Source organism: Streptomyces sp. NPDC052910 (assembly GCF_055585605.1).
Map to the genome: position 1 here is coordinate 512,204 of NZ_JBVJJR010000001.1, position 18,195 is coordinate 530,398.

An 18,195-nucleotide genomic window follows, 5' to 3' on the forward strand; every position below is an offset into this window, starting at 1 on the left:
CGGGCCTGATCCGCGGGCGCGGGATGACGGCATAGCGTTCCGTCCGGGTCATGGACCGTCCGCACAGGGGAGAGAACATGAACACCGCCGCCGCACCGGTATCGCTGGTCACCGGCGCCAACCGGGGAATCGGCCGGGAGACGGCACGTCAGCTCGCGGCGCTGGGCCACACCGTCCTGCTGTGCGCCCGCCGCCCGGAGAAGGCCGAGCAGGCCGTCGCCGATCTGGCCCCCGGGGTCTCCGGCAGGCTGCTGCCCTGCCGGCTGGACGTGACCGACGCCGACGGCGTCCGTGCCCTCGCCGGCCGGGTGGAGGAAGAGTTCGGGCGCCTCGACGTCCTCGTCAACAACGCCGCCATCGACTACGACATCGGCCGGCGCGCCGTCTCCGCCGACCTCGACGACGTCCGGCACACCCTGGAGACCAACCTCTTCGGCCCCTGGCGCACCACGCAGGCGTTCCTGCCGCTGCTGCGCCGTTCGCCCCACCCCCGCCTGGTGAACGTCTCCAGCGAGGCCGGGTCCCTGGAGCGCATGTCCGGGGGAACCCCGGCCTACGGAGTCTCGAAGGCGGCCCTCAACGCCCTCACCCGCAAGCTCGCCGACGAACTGGGCGCCGAACGGATTTTGGTCAACGCCGTCTGTCCGGGCTGGATCGCCACCGACATGGGCGGCCCGGGCGGAGGTCCCGTCGAGCGGGGCGCCGCCAGTGTCGTCTGGGCCGCCACCCTGCCCGATTCCGGTCCCACCGGCGGCTTCTTCCGGGAAGGCCGGCCTCTGGCCTGGTAGGAGCGCGGGCGGACGCGCAGGCCGGAGCCCGTTGTCAGTGGTCGCCCCTACGCTCTGGAACATGGGAATGACCGGTCAGTACCTGCGTCTCGCACCCGCCGACTACGCCCGCGCCCTCGCCGACCCGCGCTGGGCCGTGAACCACGCCTACGGCTGCCTCGACGCCGAACCCGTGGAGCAGCCGGAGCCCGCGGCGGCCCGGGCCCTCGACACGGACAAGATGTGGCACGGGCTGGCCTTCCTGCTGGACCGCGTCGACTTCCCGGTGGACGTCGTCTTCGGCGAGGAGCCGGTCCCCGGCGCGGGCGACTGGGGGTGCGGGCCGCCGCGCCACCTGTCCCCCGCCCGGGTGGCGGAGGCCGCCGCCGCGCTGGCCCGGATACCCTCGGACCGGCTCCTGGAGGGAGTCGGTCCGGCCGACCTGGCCCGGGAGGAGATCTACCCGACGTTGGTGTGGGAGCGCGGTGAGTCGCTGCGGTACATCACCGCCGAGTACGAGCGGCTGGTGCCGTTCTTCGGGGCCGCGGCCCGGGAGGGGGACGGCATGTTTCTGTGGATCCATTAGCGGTTGAACCCATTTGCCGATGACTGGATCCACTTGCGGTGGAACCACTTGCGGTGGGATCCGGCAGTGGCTGGAGTGGCTGGACCGCGCCGGCGGCCCGGTCGGTCGGCCGGCCGCCGGATCCGCCGGCGCCGGTCTCGGGCCCGTTCGCCGACCCCTGATCCGTCAGCCCGGCCCCGTCAACCGGGTTGCGGGTGCGTCCGGTTCGGGCCACCGGCCGGGCCCGTCCGTCCGTCCGTCCGTCCGTCCGTCAGACACTACGCCCGCACGGCAGCCGGCCCTGACGTCCGGCGCGGCCTGGCGGGCCGCCCGCCGTGCCCGGGGAAGGCCCGGCGGTAGTCCGTCGGAGTGACGCCGAAGTGCAGCGTGAAGTGGCGGCGCAGGTTGGCGGCCGTACCCAGGCCGCTCAGTTGGCCCACCCGTTCCACCGGGAGCGCGGTGGCCTCCAGGAGCGACTGGGCGCGGGCCAACCGCTGGGAGAGGAGCCACTGGAGGGGGGTGGTGCCGGTGGCGGCCTGGAGGCGGCGGAAGAAGGTGCGGGGGCTCATGCCCGCGCGGGCGGCCAAGTCGTCGACGGTGAGCGGCTCGTCGAGGCGCTCGGTCGCCCACTGCAGGACGGGCGCCAGGCCGTCGTCACCGGTCTCGGGGACGGCCACCTGGACGAACTGGGCCTGCCCGCCGGGCCGGTGCGCGGGGACGACGAGCCGCCGGGCGAGCTGGTTGGCGACGTGGGCGCCCAGGTCGCGGCGGACGAGGTGGAGGCAGAGGTCGAGACCGGCCGTGACGCCGGCGCTGGTGAGGACGTCGCCGTCGTCCACATAGAGCACCGAGTCGTCCACCGTCACCTCGGGATGGCGGCGGGCCAGGGCCTCGGTGTGCATCCAGTGGGCGGTCGCCCGGCGGCCGTCGAGGATTCCCGCGGCGGCCAGGGCGAAGGCTCCGGCGCACAGGGAGACCATCCGCGCGCCCCGGTCGGCGGCGCGTCGCAGCGCGCGCAGGAGCTCGTCCGGCAGTTCGCGCTCCCCGTCCACACACGCCTCGGGGACGGACGGAATGATCACGGTGTCGGCGCCGTCCAGCCCCTCCGGCCCGTAGGGCGTCCGGAGGGTGAAGCCGAGCGGGCCGGGCGGCGGCTGGTCCGGGGACGGGCCCGCGGCACACAGCCGCAAGTCGTACCAGGGGTCGGCGAGATCGGGGTGCGGGATCCCGAAGACGGTGCAGACCACCCCCAGTTCGTACAGGTCCCAGTAGGGGACGTCGTCGTCGATCACCGCCACGGCCACGGAACCAGCGCTCATGCCGGGAAGCCTAGTGGCAGGAATTTTGCGGAGGCGGTCAGCCCTGCCACTGTCGGGGGCGCGCCCACGCTGGAAACGTAGGGGTCACCCGAGAGCACGTCCTCTCAAGTCCCAGTAATTCCCCATGAAACGGGTGACTTTTCCATGAGCACGAAGGTGACCGTCCTCGGCCTGGGCTCGATGGGCACCGCGCTGGCCGGTGCGTTCCTGGCGGCCGGCCACCGCACGACCGTCTGGAACCGCACGGCGGGCAAGGCCGCCGCCCTGGTGGAGAAGGGTGCCATCGAGGCGCCGGACGCCGCCGCGGCCGTCGCGGCGAGCCCGCTGGTGGTCGTCTGCCTCGCCACCTACGACACCGTCCACGAAGTCCTGGACCCGCTGGCCGGCGACCTGGCCGGCCGGACCGTCGTCAACCTCACCTCCGGTTCCCCGGAGCAGGCCGCCGAGGCCGCCCGCCGGGCCGAACAGCACGGCTTCCGCTACCTCGACGGCGCGATCATGACGACGCCGCCCGGCGTCGGCAACCCCGACTTCATGTTCCTCTACAGCGGCTCCCCGGAGGCCCTCGCCGAGCACCGCGCGACGCTCGCCGCGCTCGGCGACCCGGTGGACCTGGGCGCCGACGTCACCCTGGCCTCCCTCTACGACACCGCGCTGCTCGGCCTGATGTGGTCCGCGCTCGCCGGCTGGGCGCACGGCGTGGCGCTCGTCGGGACGGACGGCGAGGGCAAGGCCGCGGCCTTCACCGCGGTCGCCAACCGCTGGATGCGGGCCATCGAGGTGTTCATGAGCACCTACGCCCCGCAGGCCGACGCCCGCGACTACCCGGGCGACGACGCCACCCTCGACGTGCACCTGGCCGCCATCGGCCACCTCGTACACGCGAGTGAGGCGCGCGGGGTGGTCTCCGGCCTGCCGGAGCTCTTCCGGAACCTGGTCGCGCGGGGCATCGACGCCGGACACGGCGGCGACAGTTGGGGCCGGCTGGTGGAGTTCGTCCGGGCGGAGGGACGCGCGTGAGCACTGCGACGATGACGAGCACCGTCACCGCCCTCGACTGGGCCTCCCTGGTGACCGGCGTCGCCGAGCGGGCCACCGCCTTTCTGGACGGCCTGGCCCGGGACGCGGACTGGTCGCGGCCGGCCGGGCGGCTGGAGTGGTCCTGCCACACGACACTGGACCACCTCGCCTTGGGGATCACCGGCTACGCGGGGCTGCTCACCGCCAGGCCGCGGGACCGCTACATCACCCTGTTCGCCTCGCTCGACCCACAGGCCCCGGTCTCAGCCCGGCTGGAGGGCATCCGCGTCGCGGCGTCGTTCCTCGCCGCCGCCGTCCGGGCCGCCGCGCCCGAGGACCGGGCCTGGCACCCCTGGGGCCACTCCGACGGGCCCGGCTTCGCCGCCATGGGCGCGGTCGAGACCGTCGTCCACACCCACGACATCGCCGCCGGCCTGGGCGTCGACTGGACCCCGCCCGACGAGTTCGCCGGTCCCGCCCTCGCCCGGCTGTTCCCCGGCGTCCCGGACGACGGCGAGCCCGGCCGGGCCCTGCTCCGGGCCACCGGCCGGATCGCGCGGCCCGGGGAGCGGCATCTCGCCGAGTGGCGGTGGGACGGCACCGTCCGCTGAGCCGGTCCGGGCCGGGGCGCCCACGTCCGCCGGGGGGCGGGTGTCGGCCCGGGCGCCCGTATCCGCCGGGGGGCGGGTATTGATCTGGGCTCCCGCACGCGTCGGGAGTCGGGTACCGCTTTGGACGCCCGTATCCGCCGGGAGACGGACATCGCCCCGGACGCCCGCATCCGCCGAGAGCCGCGGATCGGCCGCGACGCGCACGTCATCAAGGAAATCCGCGGCACCCGGGACGTCCGCGGCACCGGGGACATCCTCGGCAGTCAGGTTCCCCGAGGCAACGGACACATCCGGGGCGTCCGTGGCACCCGAGGTACCCGGCACACCCCGGGTACCCGGTGCCTCCGGGACGTCCGTGGCATTCGCGACGTCCGGGATATCCGTAGAACCCGAAGCACCCGCAGCACCCGGGACGTCCGGAGCACCCGAGGCACTCGCGGCACTCGCGGCACCCAGAGTCTCCGCGGCACTCGCATCCCCCAGAGCACCCGGTTCGCTCACGGCCTCCGGGGCGTCCGTGACGCCCAGGGCGCCGGCCACGGCGACGGCCGGCGCGGGCCGGAGGGGAGTCCGCGCGGCCGGCGCCGCCGTCCGCACGTCACCGCGCAGCAGCACCTCGCAGGCGACACCCGCCAGCAGGGCGATGGGGTGCCCCCAACTGGCCAGCGGATCGGCGAGCTCGACCAGGTCCTGGGCGCACATCAGGGAGGCCGCGCCCAGCAGGCCCCACTTCCAGGGGGGCCGCTGGAGGCTCGCCAGCGCGCCGAGGCAGGCCATCAGGCCGAAGCTGATGCCGTAGTCGAGCCGGTGCAGCGAGTCGTCCGGCAGCCGGCCGGCGGCGACCGCGCCGGCCACCGGCAGCTCGGTGGCCAGGGTGGCCAGCACATGGCCGAGCAGGAAGACACCGGCCGCGCGCAGCCCGCCGACGCGCCGTTCCAGGGCGCCGAGCACCGGCGCGAACGCCCAGCCGAAGAAGGACCAGAGCCCGCCGGCGACCCACAGGGCGCTGGCGAACAGGACGACCAGCGGCCGGTCGGCGAGGTGGGCCGCGTCGGTGCTGGAGTCGCGGAGCAGTTGGTTGACGGTGCTCTCGTCGCCGAGCTCGGCGTAGACCGCGGTGCCGAGCAGGACGAGGCCGTAGCAGAAGGTGAAGGGCGTGGCCCGGGGGGTGGGGACCAACTGCCGCAGGCCGTCGAGCCGGGCTCGGCGCGGGCGCGCGCGGAACCGTCCGGTGGCGGTGCCGTCGGCCGGCGCGGGGGCGCCCGCCTCGGCGGGATCAGCGGCGGTCACTCGGCCGGGCTCCCTTCCGTGGTCGTTCCCGGGCGAAGCCCGGGCCTTCCCGGGACGCTCCGGACGGCCCGCCCGGCGGCGGGCCGCTGTAGGAACAGTACGGGCCTCCGCGTCCGGCGGACCCGTCTTCGGGCCGTGAACCGGCCCACGCCCGTCAACCTCTTAACCTTCGGATGCGTCCGTCGAACATCAACGGTCTCCGGAGGTTTCCCGTGCCCGTCCCGTATGCCCCGAACGATCCCGCGACCACTCTGACGACTCCGATCACTCCGACGACTCCGGCCACTCCGACGATTCCGACCGCAGCCACTCCGACCCCGGTGACCACCCTCGACCGCCGCGACGGTCCGTACGGCGAGATCGCCCTGCGGCGGCGGGGCCCGGCGGAGGGGGCCCCGCCGGTCTACGAGATCATCGCGAACGGCTGCTTCCTGATGGACACCTCGGACGGCCGCTCCGAGCGGCTGCTGGTGGACGCCGCGCTGAGGGCGCTGCCGGCCGGACGGCCGGAGCCCGCGGTGCTGATCGGCGGGCTGGGCGTGGGCTTCTCGCTGGCGCACGCGGCGGCGGAGCCGCGCTGGGGGCGGATCACGGTCGTGGAGCGGGAACGCGCGGTGATCGACTGGCACCGCGCGGGCCCGCTGTCCGCCGTGTCCGGCGCGGCACTGGCCGACCCGCGCGTACGGATCGTCGAGGCGGACCTCCTGGGGCATCTGGGGGCGGACGGCCTCCCGGGCGGCCGGCCGCCGCACGCCCCCGACTACGACGCGATCTGCCTCGACATCGACAACGGCCCCGACTGGACCGTCACGGACGACAACAAGAGCCTCTACTCCCCCACCGGCCTCGCCGCCTGCCGGGCCCGACTGCGCCCCGGCGGGGTGCTCGCGGTGTGGTCCGCACAGCCGTCCGCCGCGTTCGAGGAAGCCCTCCGGAATGCCGGGTTCGCCGGGGTAACCACCGAAGAGATCATCGTTGCCCGAGGCGTCCCCGACGTCGTCCACCTCGCCGTCCTCGCCGCGTAGCCGTCCCCCGCCACCTGCCCGTACCCTGCTTGCCACAGTGGGAGGACCGGCACGGGAAGACGCTGGGGACGACGGCTAGGGGCGGGGCACATGGAGCAGACACACACGGGCCCGAGCGGCGCCGCAGCCTCCGCCGGGGCGCAGCGGCGGGTACTGATCGTCGAGGACGACCGGACCATCGCCGACGCCATCGCGGCGCGGCTGCGGGCCGAGGGTTTCCAGGTGCGGATCGCGGGCGACGGACCCGCGGCCGTCGACACCACCGAGGCGTGGCAGCCGGACCTGCTGGTCCTGGACGTGATGCTGCCGGGGTACGACGGCCTGGAGGTGTGCCGGCGGGTGCAGGCCCGCCGGCCGGTGCCGGTGCTGATGCTCACCGCGCGCGACGACGAGACCGACATGCTGGTCGGCCTGGGCGTCGGCGCGGACGACTACATGACCAAGCCGTTCTCCATGCGGGAGCTCGCCGCGCGGGTGCACGTGCTGCTGCGCCGGGTGGAGCGGGCGACGCTGGCCGCGCACACCCCGCGCAGCGGGATCCTGCGGCTGGGCGAGCTGGAGATCGACCACGCGCAGCGGCGGGTGCGGGTGCGCGGCGCGGACGTCCACCTGACGCCGACCGAGTTCGACCTGCTGGTCTGCCTGGCGAACACCCCGCGCGCCGTGCTCTCCCGGGAGCAGTTGCTGGCCGAGGTGTGGGACTGGGCGGACGCCTCCGGCACCCGGACCGTCGACAGCCACATCAAGGCGCTGCGGCGCAAGATCGGCGCGGAGCGGATCCGGACGGTGCACGGGGTCGGGTACGCGCTGGAGACGCCGGCGGCATGACCGGGGGGACGGCGTGACCGGGGGAACGGGGGAACACGGGGCGTGACCGGCAGAACGAGGGGCGCGACCGGCGGCAGCGGGGAGCGCAGGAGCACGAGGGGCGCGACCGGCGGCAGCGGGGAGCGTGTGAGCACGAGGGGCGCGGACGCGAGATGACCGGCTGTCCTCGGCCGGGCCTGCTGAGCCGCGCCTGGGAGGCGCTGCGCCCGCTGGACCCGTACCGGTCGGTGAAGGCCGCGCTGGGCTGGCTGGTCGTCGGGTCGGTGGCGATCACCACGTTCCTGGTGTTCGTCGCCTTCCGGTCGGCGACCGGGCTGCGGGTGATCACGGTCTTCTCGATCATCGCCTCGCTGCTGATCACCCAGTTCGTGGCGCACGGCCTGACCGCGCCACTGGACGAGATGACCGATGTCACCCGGGCGATGGCACAGGGTGACTACACCCGGCGGGTGCGGGACGGCCGGCGGGACGAGTTCGGCGACCTGGCGCACGCCTTCAACCGGATGGCGGCCGACCTGGAGGCGGTGGACACCCACCGCAAGGAGCTGGTCGCCAACGTCTCGCACGAGCTGCGCACCCCGATCGCGGGGCTGCGGGCGGTGTTGGAGAACGTGGTGGACGGGGTCTCGGCGGCCGATCCGGAGACCATGCGGGCCGCCCTCCAGCAGACGGAACGGCTGGGGCGGCTGGTGGAGCAGTTACTCGACCTGTCCCGGCTGGACAACGGGGTGGTGCCGCTGCACGCCCGCGGCTTCGAGGTCTGGCCGTACCTGGCGCAGGTGCTGAAGGAGACCAGCATCGCCTGCGGCACCGGTGCCGCGCCGCGGGCCGCCCGCAAGGACGTCCACCTCCACCTGGACGTCTCGCCGCCGGACCTCACGGCGTACGCGGACGCGGAGCGGCTGCACCAGGTGGTCGCCAACCTGGTGGAGAACGCCGTCCGGCACAGCCCGCCGCACGGCCGGGTGACGGTCCGGGCGCGGCGCGGCGAGGGGCCGCAGTCGCTGGCCCTGGAGGTGCTGGACGAGGGTCCCGGCATCCCGCCCGCCGAGCGGCACCGGGTCTTCGAGCGGTTCAACCGGGGCGGCTCCGGACAGCACGGACCGGGCAGCGACGGGGGGACCGGGCTGGGCCTCGCCATCGCCCGCTGGGCGGTCGACCTGCACGGCGGCAGCATCGGGGTGGCCGAATCCCCTCGGGGCTGCCGGATCCGGGTCACTCTTCCAGGACGAGCTTGATGATCCGAGTTGACGTAGGGTCGAAGGCGGAAGCACACGTTCATCCGGATGTGGGGCACCATTCCGCGTACCCGCGGAGGACCCGGAAGCACCCGGGGGGCGCGGAACCTCGGGTGTTTCCCGCCAAGTCATGCCCTGAAACACGGGACCGAGTGTGACTTGCGCGACGACTGGCCCCGGTGGCCTGCATCAGGGCAGCGGACAGGCGTAGCCTTTATTCCCGCTGTCCACCACCTTAGGAAGCGGAAGAGGGCGGTTGCCGCCGTGTCGCCACAGTCCCCGAACACCTCGAGCACTTCGACCGACCAAGACGGGCAGGGCAAGAGTCCTGCTGATGTGTTCGGTCCCAATGAGTGGCTCGTCGACGAGATCTACCAGCAGTACCTCCAGGACCCGAACTCGGTCGACCGAGCCTGGTGGGACTTCTTCGCCGACTACAAGCCGGGCAAGGACGCCAACGCGCCGGCCGTGCAGCAGGGGGTGACCGGGGGTACGGCTCCCGCCGCCCCGGCCGCTCCTCCGCAGCCACCCGCGGCCCCCGCCGCGGCCAAGCCCGCCGCCGCGCCCGCGCCGGCCGCCGCCGCTCCGGCGCAGGCCGCTCCGGCGCAGGCCCCGGCCGCGCCCGCCAAGCCGGCCGCCGCGAAGCCCGCGGCCAAGCCCGCCGCGGCGCCCGCGACCGAGGCCCCGGCCGGCCCCGAGTACGTGACGCTGCGCGGCCCCGCCGCCGCGGTCGCCAAGAACATGAACGCCTCGCTGGAGCTGCCGACGGCCACGTCCGTCCGCGCCGTCCCGGTGAAGCTGCTGTTCGACCAGCGCATCGTCATCAACAACCACCTCAAGCGCGCCCGGGGTGGCAAGGTCTCCTTCACGCACCTCATCGGCTACGCCATGGTGCAGGCGCTGAAGCTGATGCCGTCGATGAACTACTCCTTCACGGAGAAGGACGGCAAGCCCACTCTCGTCAAGCCCGAGCACGTCAACCTGGGCCTGGCGATCGACCTGGTGAAGCCGAACGGCGACCGCCAGCTCGTGGTGGCGGCCATCAAGAAGGCCGAGACCCTGAACTTCTTCGAGTTCTGGCAGGCCTACGAGGACATCGTCCGCCGCGCCCGCGTCGGCAAGCTGACGATGGAGGACTTCACCGGCGTCACCGCGTCGCTGACCAACCCCGGCGGCATCGGCACCGTGCACTCCGTGCCGCGCCTGATGCCCGGCCAGGGCCTCATCCTCGGCGTGGGCGCGATGGACTACCCCGCTGAGTTCCAGGGCACCTCGCAGGACGCCCTGAACAAGATGGGCATCTCGAAGGTCATGACCCTGACCTCGACCTACGACCACCGCGTCATCCAGGGCGCCGCGTCGGGCGAGTTCCTGCGGATCATGAACCAGCTCCTGCTGGGCGAGAACGGCTTCTACGACGACGTCTTCGAGGCGCTGCGGATCCCCTACGAGCCGGTCCGCTGGCTCAAGGACATCGACGCCTCGCACGACGACGACGTCACCAAGGCCGCCCGCGTCTTCGAGCTGATCCACGCCTACCGGGTGCGCGGCCACGTCATGGCCGACACGGACCCGCTGGAGTACCGCCAGCGCAAGCACCCCGACCTGGACATCACCGAGCACGGCCTCACCCTGTGGGACCTGGAGCGCGACTTCGCGGTCGGCGGCTTCGCCGGCAAGTCGATGATGAAGCTGCGCGACATCCTGGGCGTGCTGCGTGACTCGTACTGCCGCACCACCGGCATCGAGTTCATGCACATCCAGGACCCCAAGCAGCGCAAGTGGATCCAGGACCGGGTCGAGCGCGGCCACTCCAAGCCGGAGCGCGAGGAGCAGTTGCGGATCCTCCGCCGCCTGAACGCGGCCGAGGCGTTCGAGACGTTCCTGCAGACCAAGTACGTCGGCCAGAAGCGCTTCTCGCTGGAGGGCGGCGAGTCCGTCATCCCGCTGCTGGACGCGGTGCTGGACGCGGCCGCCGAGGCCCGCCTCGACGAGGCCGTCATCGGCATGGCCCACCGCGGCCGGCTGAACGTGCTGGCCAACATCGTCGGCAAGTCCTACGCGCAGATCTTCCGGGAGTTCGAGGGCAACCTCGACCCGAAGTCGATGCACGGCTCCGGCGACGTCAAGTACCACCTGGGCGCCGAGGGCACCTTCACCGGCCTGGACGGCGAGCAGATCAAGGTCTCGCTGGCCGCCAACCCGTCCCACCTGGAGACGGTCGACCCGGTCGTCGAGGGCATCGCCCGCGCCAAGCAGGACATCATCGGCAAGGCGGGCACGGACTTCACCGTCCTGCCGGTCCAGTTGCACGGCGACGCGGCCTTCGCGGGCCAGGGCGTCGTGGCCGAGACCCTGAACATGTCGCAGTTGCGCGGCTACCGCACCGGCGGCACCGTGCACATCGTCATCAACAACCAGGTCGGCTTCACCGCGCCGCCGGAGTCCTCGCGCTCGTCGATGTACTGCACCGACGTCGCCCGGATGATCGAGGCGCCGATCTTCCACGTGAACGGTGACGACCCGGAGGCCGTGGTCCGCGTCGCGCGGCTCGCCTTCGAGTTCCGCCAGGCGTTCAACAAGGACGTCGTCATCGACCTGATCTGCTACCGGCGCCGGGGCCACAACGAGGCCGACAACCCCTCGTTCACCCAGCCGCTGATGTACGACCTGATCGACAAGAAGCGCTCGGTGCGCAAGCTGTACACCGAGTCGCTGATCGGCCGGGGCGACATCACCCTGGAGGAGGCCGAGCAGGCCCTGCAGGACTACCAGGGCCAGTTGGAGAAGGTCTTCACCGAGGTCCGCGAGGCCACCTCGGCGCCCGCGTCGGCCGAGGTGCCGGCCCCGCAGGCCGAGTTCCCGGTCCCGGTGAACACCGCGATCTCCCAGGAGGTCGTCAAGCGGATCGCCGAGTCCCAGGTCAACCTGCCGGAGAACGTCACCGTCCACCCGCGTCTGCTGCCGCAGTTGCAGCGCCGCGCGGCCAGCGTCGAGGACGGCACGATCGACTGGGCCATGGGCGAGACCCTCGCCTTCGGGTCCCTCCTGATGGAGGGCACCCCGGTCCGCCTCTCCGGCCAGGACTCCCGCCGCGGCACCTTCGGCCAGCGCCACGCGGTGCTCGTCGACCGCCGGACCGGCGAGGACTACACCCCGCTGCTCTACCTCTCCGAGGACCAGGCGCGCTTCAACGTCTACGACTCGCTGCTCAGCGAGTACGCGGCGATGGGCTTCGAGTACGGCTACTCGCTGGCCCGCCCGGACGCGCTCGTCCTGTGGGAGGCGCAGTTCGGCGACTTCGCCAACGGCGCGCAGAACATCGTGGACGAGTTCATCTCGTCGAGCGAGCAGAAGTGGGGCCAGACGTCCGGCGTCACCCTGCTCCTCCCGCACGGCTACGAGGGCCAGGGCCCGGACCACTCCTCGGCCCGGATCGAGCGCTACCTCCAGCTCTGCGCCCAGAACAACATGACGGTCGCCATGCCGACGCTGCCGTCGAACTACTTCCACCTCCTGCGCTGGCAGGTGCACAACCCGCACCACAAGCCGCTCATCGTCTTCACCCCGAAGTCGATGCTGCGTCTGAAGGCCGCGGCGTCCAAGGCGGAGGAGTTCACCACCGGCGGCTTCCGCCCGGTGATCGGCGACGCCACGGTGAACGCGGCCGACGTCCGCAAGGTCGTCTTCTGCTCCGGCAAGGTCTACTACGACCTGGACGCCGAGCGGCAGAAGCGCGGCGCCACGGACACCGCCCTCATCCGCATCGAGCGCCTGTACCCGCTGCCGGGTGCCGAGCTCCAGGCGGAGATCGCCAAGTTCCCCAACGCCGAGAAGTACATCTGGGCGCAGGAGGAGCCGGCGAACCAGGGCGCCTGGCCGTTCATCGCGCTCAACCTGATCGACCACCTCGATCTGGCGGTCGGCGCCGACATCCCGGCCCGCGAGCGCCTGCGCCGCGTCTCGCGCCCGCACTCCTCCTCCCCGGCGGTCGGCTCGGCCAAGCGCCACCAGGCGGAGCAGGCGGCGCTGGTCGCGGAGGTCTTCGAGAGCTGATCCGCGGATCCGTCCGCCTCTGTCGCACACGGGCCGGGGCCCGTACCGCTTTCACCGGCGGTACGGGCCCCGGCCCGTTCGGTCGGGAGCCCTTGCTCCGACCGCGTCGCCTAGGGTGGCGTCATGACGGCCGCGCCGCGCGAGGAGACCTACCGCCACCTGCGCTCACTGACCGAACGCTTCACGCCGCCGGCGCCTCTGAGTTCACATGTCGAGATCAGCGACGGCCAGATCCTCATGACGACGATCCCGGCCGGCCGCCACGATCTCGCGGCCCTGCGCATCGAACGCCAGCTCCAGCCGCAGCTTCCCCCCGGGATCGTCGCCACCACCTCGGGCGACATCGAGGCGGCCGACCTCGGCCAGTTGCGCCGCCCCGACGTCCTCGTCCTCCCCGAAGCCGCCATGGACACGGATGACGCCATCGACCCCAAGGCCCTGCTCGCGGCCGTCGAGATCGTCTCTCCCTCCAACCCGGAGAACGACTACGAGAGCAAGCTGCGCCACTACCCCCGGCTCAATATCCCGCACTACCTGATCGTCGACCCCCGTGACGGTACCTGCGTCCACTACTGGGCCATCGCCTCCCAAAACGGTGTCCCGGAGTACGGTGCGAGGGTTCCGTACACCTTCGGCGACAAGATCACCATCAGCGACTGGGTCATCGATACCGGTGAACTGCCGCGCTACGACACGGCGTCGCGGTGAACACCGCGGCCCTCATCCGCTCGCGAAGGATCGAGCTCGGGCTCTCCCAGGCCGATCTCGCGACGCGAGCGGGCACAGGACAGGCTTTCATCTCGCGCGTCGAGTCCGGCAAGGCGATACCGACCCTTCCGGTCCTCCAGCGCCTGGCCACCGCCCTCGGATGTGACGTCACGGTGAGCCTCACACCCCGCCGGTAGGCGCGAACCCGTCTCCGCGGGAACCGCCTACCGGAGAGGTGCACCCCTACCCCAGATACGGCTCGAAGTCCCAGTAGGGCCGCGACCGCTGCCGCGCCGACAGGGCGTGCGGGTGCTGGGCGCCCAGGGTGCGGGCCAGGCGTTGCAGGGCGTCCTCCTCGACCTTTTCCGCCTCCTCGTGTTCCCGCAGCGCTCGGAGGTCCGCCGCCAGGGCGACCTCGCAGGAGAGGGTGAAGGGGTGGTCGTGGCCCAGGGCGGTGCGGGCGCGGCGGAGGGTGTCGCGGCTGAGGTCGGCGGCGGCCTCCAGGCGGCCGGTGAAGTTGCGTCCGGCGGCGGCGTTGAGGGCGCAGCCGAGGACCCAGGGGTGGTCGTGGCCCAGGGACGACGCCAGGCCCGCGTAGGCGGACTCGAACATGGTGAGGGCCTCGGCCCGCTCGCCGGCGGCCTGGAGGACGAGACCGGTGTTGGAGAGCATGCCGGTACTGATGGGGTGGGCGGGACCGAGGAGGGCGCGGAAGCCGCTCTCACCCTCCTCGATGAGCTCGCGGGCCTGCCGGAGGTCGCCGTGCTCGCGGGCGTAGTTGCCGAAGTCCACGACGAGGCCCATGGTGGCGTAGTGCCCCCGGCCGTGGACCTGCTCCATCTGTTCGAGCAGGCCGGTCATGGCGCCGGTCAGGTCCTGCGGCGAGCCGGCGCGGCGCTGGCAGAGCAGCAGGTTGTGGTGGGCGCGCAGGGTCTGCGGGTGGTTGGCGCCGAGGACCTGGATGTGGAGCCGCATGCCGAGCTCCTGGCGGGCCAGCGCGTCCCCGTAGCGGCCCATCAGCCGCAGGTCGCGGGCGCAGGCGATGCCGGAGACCAGGGTGGCGGCGTGCCGGGCGCGGAGCAGGTTCTCGCGGGCGCGCAGGGTCTCCAGGTCGATGTCGTACGCCTCGGTGTAGCGGCCGAGCAGACGGAGGCCGACACCGAGGTTGTGCTGGGCGAGCAGGGTGGTGTGGTCCTCCGGGCCGAGGAGTTCGAGGGCCGTGTTGAGGACTTCGCGCTGCATCTGGAGGGCCTCGGTGTACTGGCCGAGGAAGCGCTGGTCGGCGGCGAGACAACTGGTGGCCGTCATCAGACTGCTGGCGTCGGTGTCCGGGAGGGCGCGCAGGCGTTCCAGGGACTCCCGGTCGAGCTCGTAGGCGGCCCGGAAGGCGCCGTGCGCGCGCAGGATGTTGCCCTGCTGGGTGGTGAGTTCGACCATCCGGGGGTGCTCGGGCGGGAACATCTCGGACCAGTGCGTGCGGATCTGCTCCGCCAGTTCGACACCGGTGCGGAACTCGCCGCTGTGCATGCAGTAGCGCAGCAGGTTGAGGACGGTCTCCTGGACCCGGTAGTCGTGGCTGCCGAGCGCGCCGGAGGGCTCCAGGTGCGGCAGGAGTTCGGCGTAGCGCGGCCAGAGCCGGCTGTCCTGGGGGTTGCCCGGATCTGCGGCGGCGATCATGCGGCGGACGATCCGCCGGTGCAGTTGCCGTTCCTCGGGTGAGGTGAGCCGGGCGACGATGTCGTGGACCAGCCGGTGCATGTGCACCGACTCCTGCTCCGGGCCGGGGTCGGTGGCCTGGGTGGTGCGCAGGTCGCGGGACTCGCGGGTGCACACCGAGTAGTTGACCAGGGTGTCCAGCGCCCGCGTCCAGCTCGGCAGGTCGGAGACGAGCCAGCCGAGGCTGTCGGGAAGCTGGGCCGGCGGCATGACGCGGATGAGGCCGATCGGGATCCGGCCGGCCCCGAACGAGGTGCAGAGGGTGAGCAGTTCGACGGCGTGGGGCTGGGTCTCGCGGAGCCGGTTGATCAGTATTGACCAGGACGTGATCATCGATCCGGGGAGGCCGTCGAAGTCGCCGTGGCCGGCGGGCCCGGCCACCGCGCCGTCCCGGACCATCCGCAGGTAGTCGGTGACGTCCATGTCCGACTCGCCGAGCCAGGCGGCCGCCTGGACCAGGGCGATGGGCACGTCGCCGAGCTCGGAGGCGACGGCGTCCGCCTGCTCGGCGGTCAGCCGGGGGGCACGGCGCATCAGGTAGCCGGTGCTCTCGTGCCGCTGGAAGCCGGGGACGTCGATGGTGGCGCCGAACCGGTCCCAGCTCCGGTTGCGCGAGGTGATCAGCACATGGCCCTGACCCCAGGGCAGGATCTCCTCGACGAGGTCGATGTCGTCCCACCCGTCGAAGATGATCAGCCACCGCTTGTAGGGCTCGCCGCGGCGGAGCGCCTCACGCAGGGCGCGGATGCGCTCGCCTGGCTCGGAACCGGCGCTCAGCCCCAGCTCGGGGGCGAGCTCGCCGAACCGCTCCCGCTGGGTGCCCCGGGTGTCGGAGTTGACCCACCAGACGACGTCGTAGTCGGAGCTGAACCGGTGCGCGTACTCGGCGGCCATCTGCGTCTTGCCGATACCGGACATGCCGACCAGGGCGCAGACGGCGGTACCGCGGTCGGCGTCCATGAGCTGCTCCTGGACCTGGTTGAGCAGGTCGTCGCGGCCGGTGAAGCGCCGGTTGCGGCGGGGGACGTCGCCCCAGACCGCCGGCGGGTCGTTGGGGTAACGGGAGCCGGGGCCGGGGTCGAGGGAGCGCCGGGGCGGGCCCTCGGGAAGCCGGAGCCGGGCGAGGAGCCGGCGCTCGGCCTCCGGCGCGCCGACGCCCCAGAGGTCGGCCGGCTCCAGGACGGCGGTGGCGGGCAGCAGCGCCCGGTTGGTGAGGTTGACGGCCGCGAACCGGTCGACGTTGTCGGCGACGACGCCGCGCAACGCCTCGTTCCACTCGTCCTCGCGGCGCGGGCCGAGCTCGAAGAACCAGTCGCTGAGCACCAGCAGGATCCGGCCGCTCGCCAGCAGCAGGTCACCCAGCGCGGCCTCCAGGGGCACCTCCCGGGGCGGGTCCCAGCGCTGGAGCGTCGTCCGGTGGCCGTGGCTCTCCAGCCGGTGGGCGATCCAGGTCGCCCAGGGCCGGTAGAAACCGGCGAAGACGATGGTGAAGTGCTCGCCGACCCGGTCCTGCGCACCGGTGCCGGCCTGATACCGCTGCGTGTTCATGCGTCCCTCGTTCCTTCGCACCGCGTGGCCCGGGCGGCCGCCCGGGGGTCCGGTGCGGCGGCATCATCACTGTACGTCATCACATGATGACGCACCGGGGATGCCGGGCGCCATGTACCCGGTGCGCCCCAGACCCGCGAGGAGCCGGTCCATACCCGTCGCGAACTCCCGGCCCGCAGGAGTCAGTTCACTGGATTCAAGCAGGATGGGCACCGCTTCCGCGACCTGTCGGCGGTACGAATCACGGCGGGCGCGCGCCACCTCCCGCACCGCTCCCGGCACGGCGGGCCCACGGGCCGCCCGGTCCCAGAACTCGGCGAGCGCGAGATGGGCGTACGTGCCCTGGAACACCCCGGCGAGCGGACGGGGATCGGGCCGCCAGGCCACCCGGTGCACGGCCGCGGGGGCGGCGTCGTGCAGCGGGACGAGGTCGTGCAGCACGGCCAGCTTCGTGTGCTGGGTCTCGTGGACGAGCACCTCGGCCAGGTCGGCGGCGGTGCGCGGCAGAGTGGCCAGGATGGCGCCGGGGGCCGCCCGGAAGGTGGCGCTCACCTCGGTCTCCGCCCCGGCGCCGGCGGCCGGCCGGGCGACGGGCACCACGCAGCGCAGCAGCGCGGTGGTCTCGGCGGCCCGTTGCGGGTCGGTGGCGCGCAGCAGGCCCAGGGCGGCGCGCCAGCGGCGGGTCCACGCCCGGCCGCCGGCGGCGGTGCGGCCGGAGGGCGGCAGGGCGGCCCGGCCCACGCCGCCGGCCGGGGCGCGGTAGGGGTCGAGGTCGTCCAGCACGGCGTGGCCGCCGGGAAGCCGGCGCAGACCGTGCCAGCCCGTTCCGGCGCCGGTGACCCGGCGGGCGCCGCGCAGCAGCACCGGCCCGGGGCCGGGGTGGGCGCCGGGGACCGTGAACCGGGCGGAACGGGCCCGGGCGGCCAGCCGGACGACGGGGGCTCCGGCCTCCAGCAACCCTATGCCAGGGAGGGCCAAGGACCCGCCCGGGGCTGTGAGTTCGGCCGTGAACGCGGCTCCCGAGCGGAGCGCCGCGGCGGCGGCGACGGCCCCGAAGTGCTCCAGCTCGGCGGCGAGCGCCGCACCCGCGGGCGCGGCCAGGGCGCGGGCCAGCCAGTTGCCGACGGAGGGGTAGTCGAGGGTGTCGCGCACCGCCGGCGCGTGCCGTTCCTCCGCGCGCTCCATCAGGCTCCAGTGCGCCTCGAACCGCTCCCGCACGGCGACGGGCACGGCGTCCGGCTCCCGTTCCAGGCGTGTCAGCAGTGACTTGAGGAGAACGAGCCGTCTGCTGTGCAGGGCGTGCAGGAGCAGCGCGAGATCGTCACCGGTGACCCGAGTCCGCGCGAGCCGCTGCAACGCGTCCGGCGCGACGAGCCGCACGGCTAGCGGCAGCGGCGTGGGGGCCCGGGCGACGCCGGAGAACGGCGTGACGCCGGAGGGACGGGAGCCTTCGGGGGGCCGAGCCGGACCGTCAGCCGGAACGGCGCCGGTGGCCGGACCGGCG

The 18,195-nt window shown here is 73.2% G+C and carries 13 protein-coding genes and 1 pseudogene; 10 read left to right on the top strand and 4 right to left on the bottom strand.

All coding sequences use genetic code 11. The features are described from left to right. The first annotated feature begins 77 nt into the window (after positions 1–77). Together ACZ6X9_RS02180 and ACZ6X9_RS02185 are read left to right on the top strand one after the other, a co-directional pair. Complete coding sequence (locus tag ACZ6X9_RS02180) at positions 78–788, top strand: SDR family oxidoreductase (protein ID WP_469776005.1); 711 nt, start codon at positions 78–80, stop codon at positions 786–788. Between the two features lie 61 nt (positions 789–849). Further along, the gene (locus tag ACZ6X9_RS02185; RefSeq protein WP_469776006.1) at positions 850–1,353 is read left to right on the top strand and encodes a YfbM family protein; all 504 of its coding nucleotides are present in this window, start codon (positions 850–852) and stop codon (positions 1,351–1,353) included. Positions 1,354–1,610: 257 nt separating this feature from the next. Here ACZ6X9_RS02185 and ACZ6X9_RS02190 read toward each other — a convergent pair whose 3' ends face one another. After that, positions 1,611–2,636, bottom strand: coding sequence for a helix-turn-helix domain-containing protein (locus ACZ6X9_RS02190; protein ID WP_469776622.1), 1,026 nt, complete (start codon positions 2,634–2,636; stop codon positions 1,611–1,613). A gap of 159 nt (positions 2,637–2,795) precedes the next feature. On the opposite strand from ACZ6X9_RS02190, the gene ACZ6X9_RS02195 reads away from it, so the two are divergent. Next, positions 2,796–3,671, top strand: a complete 876-nt coding sequence (locus ACZ6X9_RS02195; protein ID WP_469776007.1) for an NAD(P)-dependent oxidoreductase — start codon at positions 2,796–2,798, stop codon at positions 3,669–3,671. Positions 3,672–3,682: 11 nt separating this feature from the next. After that, positions 3,683–4,282, top strand: a complete 600-nt coding sequence (locus tag ACZ6X9_RS02200; protein WP_469776623.1) for a maleylpyruvate isomerase N-terminal domain-containing protein — start codon at positions 3,683–3,685, stop codon at positions 4,280–4,282. Between the two features lie 654 nt (positions 4,283–4,936). Here ACZ6X9_RS02200 and ACZ6X9_RS02205 read toward each other — a convergent pair. Then, a pseudogene (locus ACZ6X9_RS02205) lies at positions 4,937–5,572 on the bottom strand (rhomboid-like protein); the annotation flags it as partial. 212 nt (positions 5,573–5,784) lie between these two features. Between ACZ6X9_RS02205 and ACZ6X9_RS02210 the strand changes: the two are divergent. From ACZ6X9_RS02210 to ACZ6X9_RS02235, 6 genes are all read left to right on the top strand, one after another. After that, positions 5,785–6,597 carry a spermidine synthase family protein gene (locus ACZ6X9_RS02210; protein WP_469776008.1) on the top strand — a complete coding sequence of 271 codons (813 nt, stop codon included), beginning with the start codon at positions 5,785–5,787 and terminating at the stop codon, positions 6,595–6,597. A 90-nt stretch (positions 6,598–6,687) separates the two neighbouring features. Next, positions 6,688–7,425 carry a response regulator transcription factor gene (locus ACZ6X9_RS02215; RefSeq protein WP_004937733.1) on the top strand — a complete coding sequence of 246 codons (738 nt, stop codon included), beginning with the start codon at positions 6,688–6,690 and terminating at the stop codon, positions 7,423–7,425. Between the two features lie 152 nt (positions 7,426–7,577). Beyond that, the gene (locus ACZ6X9_RS02220; protein ID WP_469776009.1) at positions 7,578–8,663 is read left to right on the top strand and encodes a sensor histidine kinase; all 1,086 of its coding nucleotides are present in this window, start codon (positions 7,578–7,580) and stop codon (positions 8,661–8,663) included. 264 nt (positions 8,664–8,927) lie between these two features. Continuing rightward, entirely contained in the window at positions 8,928–12,719 is a 3,792-nt protein-coding gene (locus tag ACZ6X9_RS02225) for a multifunctional oxoglutarate decarboxylase/oxoglutarate dehydrogenase thiamine pyrophosphate-binding subunit/dihydrolipoyllysine-residue succinyltransferase subunit (RefSeq protein WP_469776010.1), read from the top strand. A gap of 123 nt (positions 12,720–12,842) precedes the next feature. Further along, entirely contained in the window at positions 12,843–13,427 is a 585-nt protein-coding gene (locus tag ACZ6X9_RS02230; protein ID WP_469776011.1) for a Uma2 family endonuclease, read from the top strand. Further along, positions 13,424–13,624 carry a helix-turn-helix domain-containing protein gene (locus tag ACZ6X9_RS02235; protein WP_469776012.1) on the top strand — a complete coding sequence of 67 codons (201 nt, stop codon included), beginning with the start codon at positions 13,424–13,426 and terminating at the stop codon, positions 13,622–13,624. The genes ACZ6X9_RS02230 and ACZ6X9_RS02235 overlap by 4 nt, the downstream gene beginning before the upstream one ends. A 46-nt stretch (positions 13,625–13,670) precedes the next feature. Here ACZ6X9_RS02235 and fxsT read toward each other — a convergent pair whose 3' ends face one another. Together fxsT and ACZ6X9_RS02245 are read right to left on the bottom strand one after the other, a co-directional pair. Further along, positions 13,671–16,691, bottom strand: coding sequence for an FxSxx-COOH system tetratricopeptide repeat protein (gene fxsT / locus ACZ6X9_RS02240; RefSeq protein ID WP_469776013.1), 3,021 nt, complete (start codon positions 16,689–16,691; stop codon positions 13,671–13,673). Between the two features lie 66 nt (positions 16,692–16,757). Next, a complete protein-coding gene (locus tag ACZ6X9_RS02245; protein ID WP_469776014.1) occupies positions 16,758–18,071 on the bottom strand; it encodes an aKG-HExxH-type peptide beta-hydroxylase in 1,314 nt (437 codons plus the stop codon). Positions 18,072–18,195: the final 124 nt, after the last annotated feature.

Excerpts from the sequence above, each read along its gene's own strand:
- ACZ6X9_RS02215 (WP_004937733.1), top strand. The coding sequence starts at position 6,688 with ATGGAGCAGACACACACGGGCCCGAGCGGCGCCGCAGCCTCCGCCGGG.
- ACZ6X9_RS02185 (WP_469776006.1), top strand. The coding sequence starts at position 850 with ATGGGAATGACCGGTCAGTACCTGCGTCTCGCACCCGCCGACTACGCC.
- ACZ6X9_RS02230 (WP_469776011.1), top strand. The coding sequence starts at position 12,843 with ATGACGGCCGCGCCGCGCGAGGAGACCTACCGCCACCTGCGCTCACTG.
- ACZ6X9_RS02220 (WP_469776009.1), top strand. The coding sequence starts at position 7,578 with ATGACCGGCTGTCCTCGGCCGGGCCTGCTGAGCCGCGCCTGGGAGGCG.
- ACZ6X9_RS02195 (WP_469776007.1), top strand. The coding sequence starts at position 2,796 with ATGAGCACGAAGGTGACCGTCCTCGGCCTGGGCTCGATGGGCACCGCG.
- fxsT (WP_469776013.1), bottom strand. The coding sequence starts at position 16,691 with ATGAACACGCAGCGGTATCAGGCCGGCACCGGTGCGCAGGACCGGGTC.
- ACZ6X9_RS02180 (WP_469776005.1), top strand. The coding sequence starts at position 78 with ATGAACACCGCCGCCGCACCGGTATCGCTGGTCACCGGCGCCAACCGG.
- ACZ6X9_RS02200 (WP_469776623.1), top strand. The coding sequence starts at position 3,683 with ATGACGAGCACCGTCACCGCCCTCGACTGGGCCTCCCTGGTGACCGGC.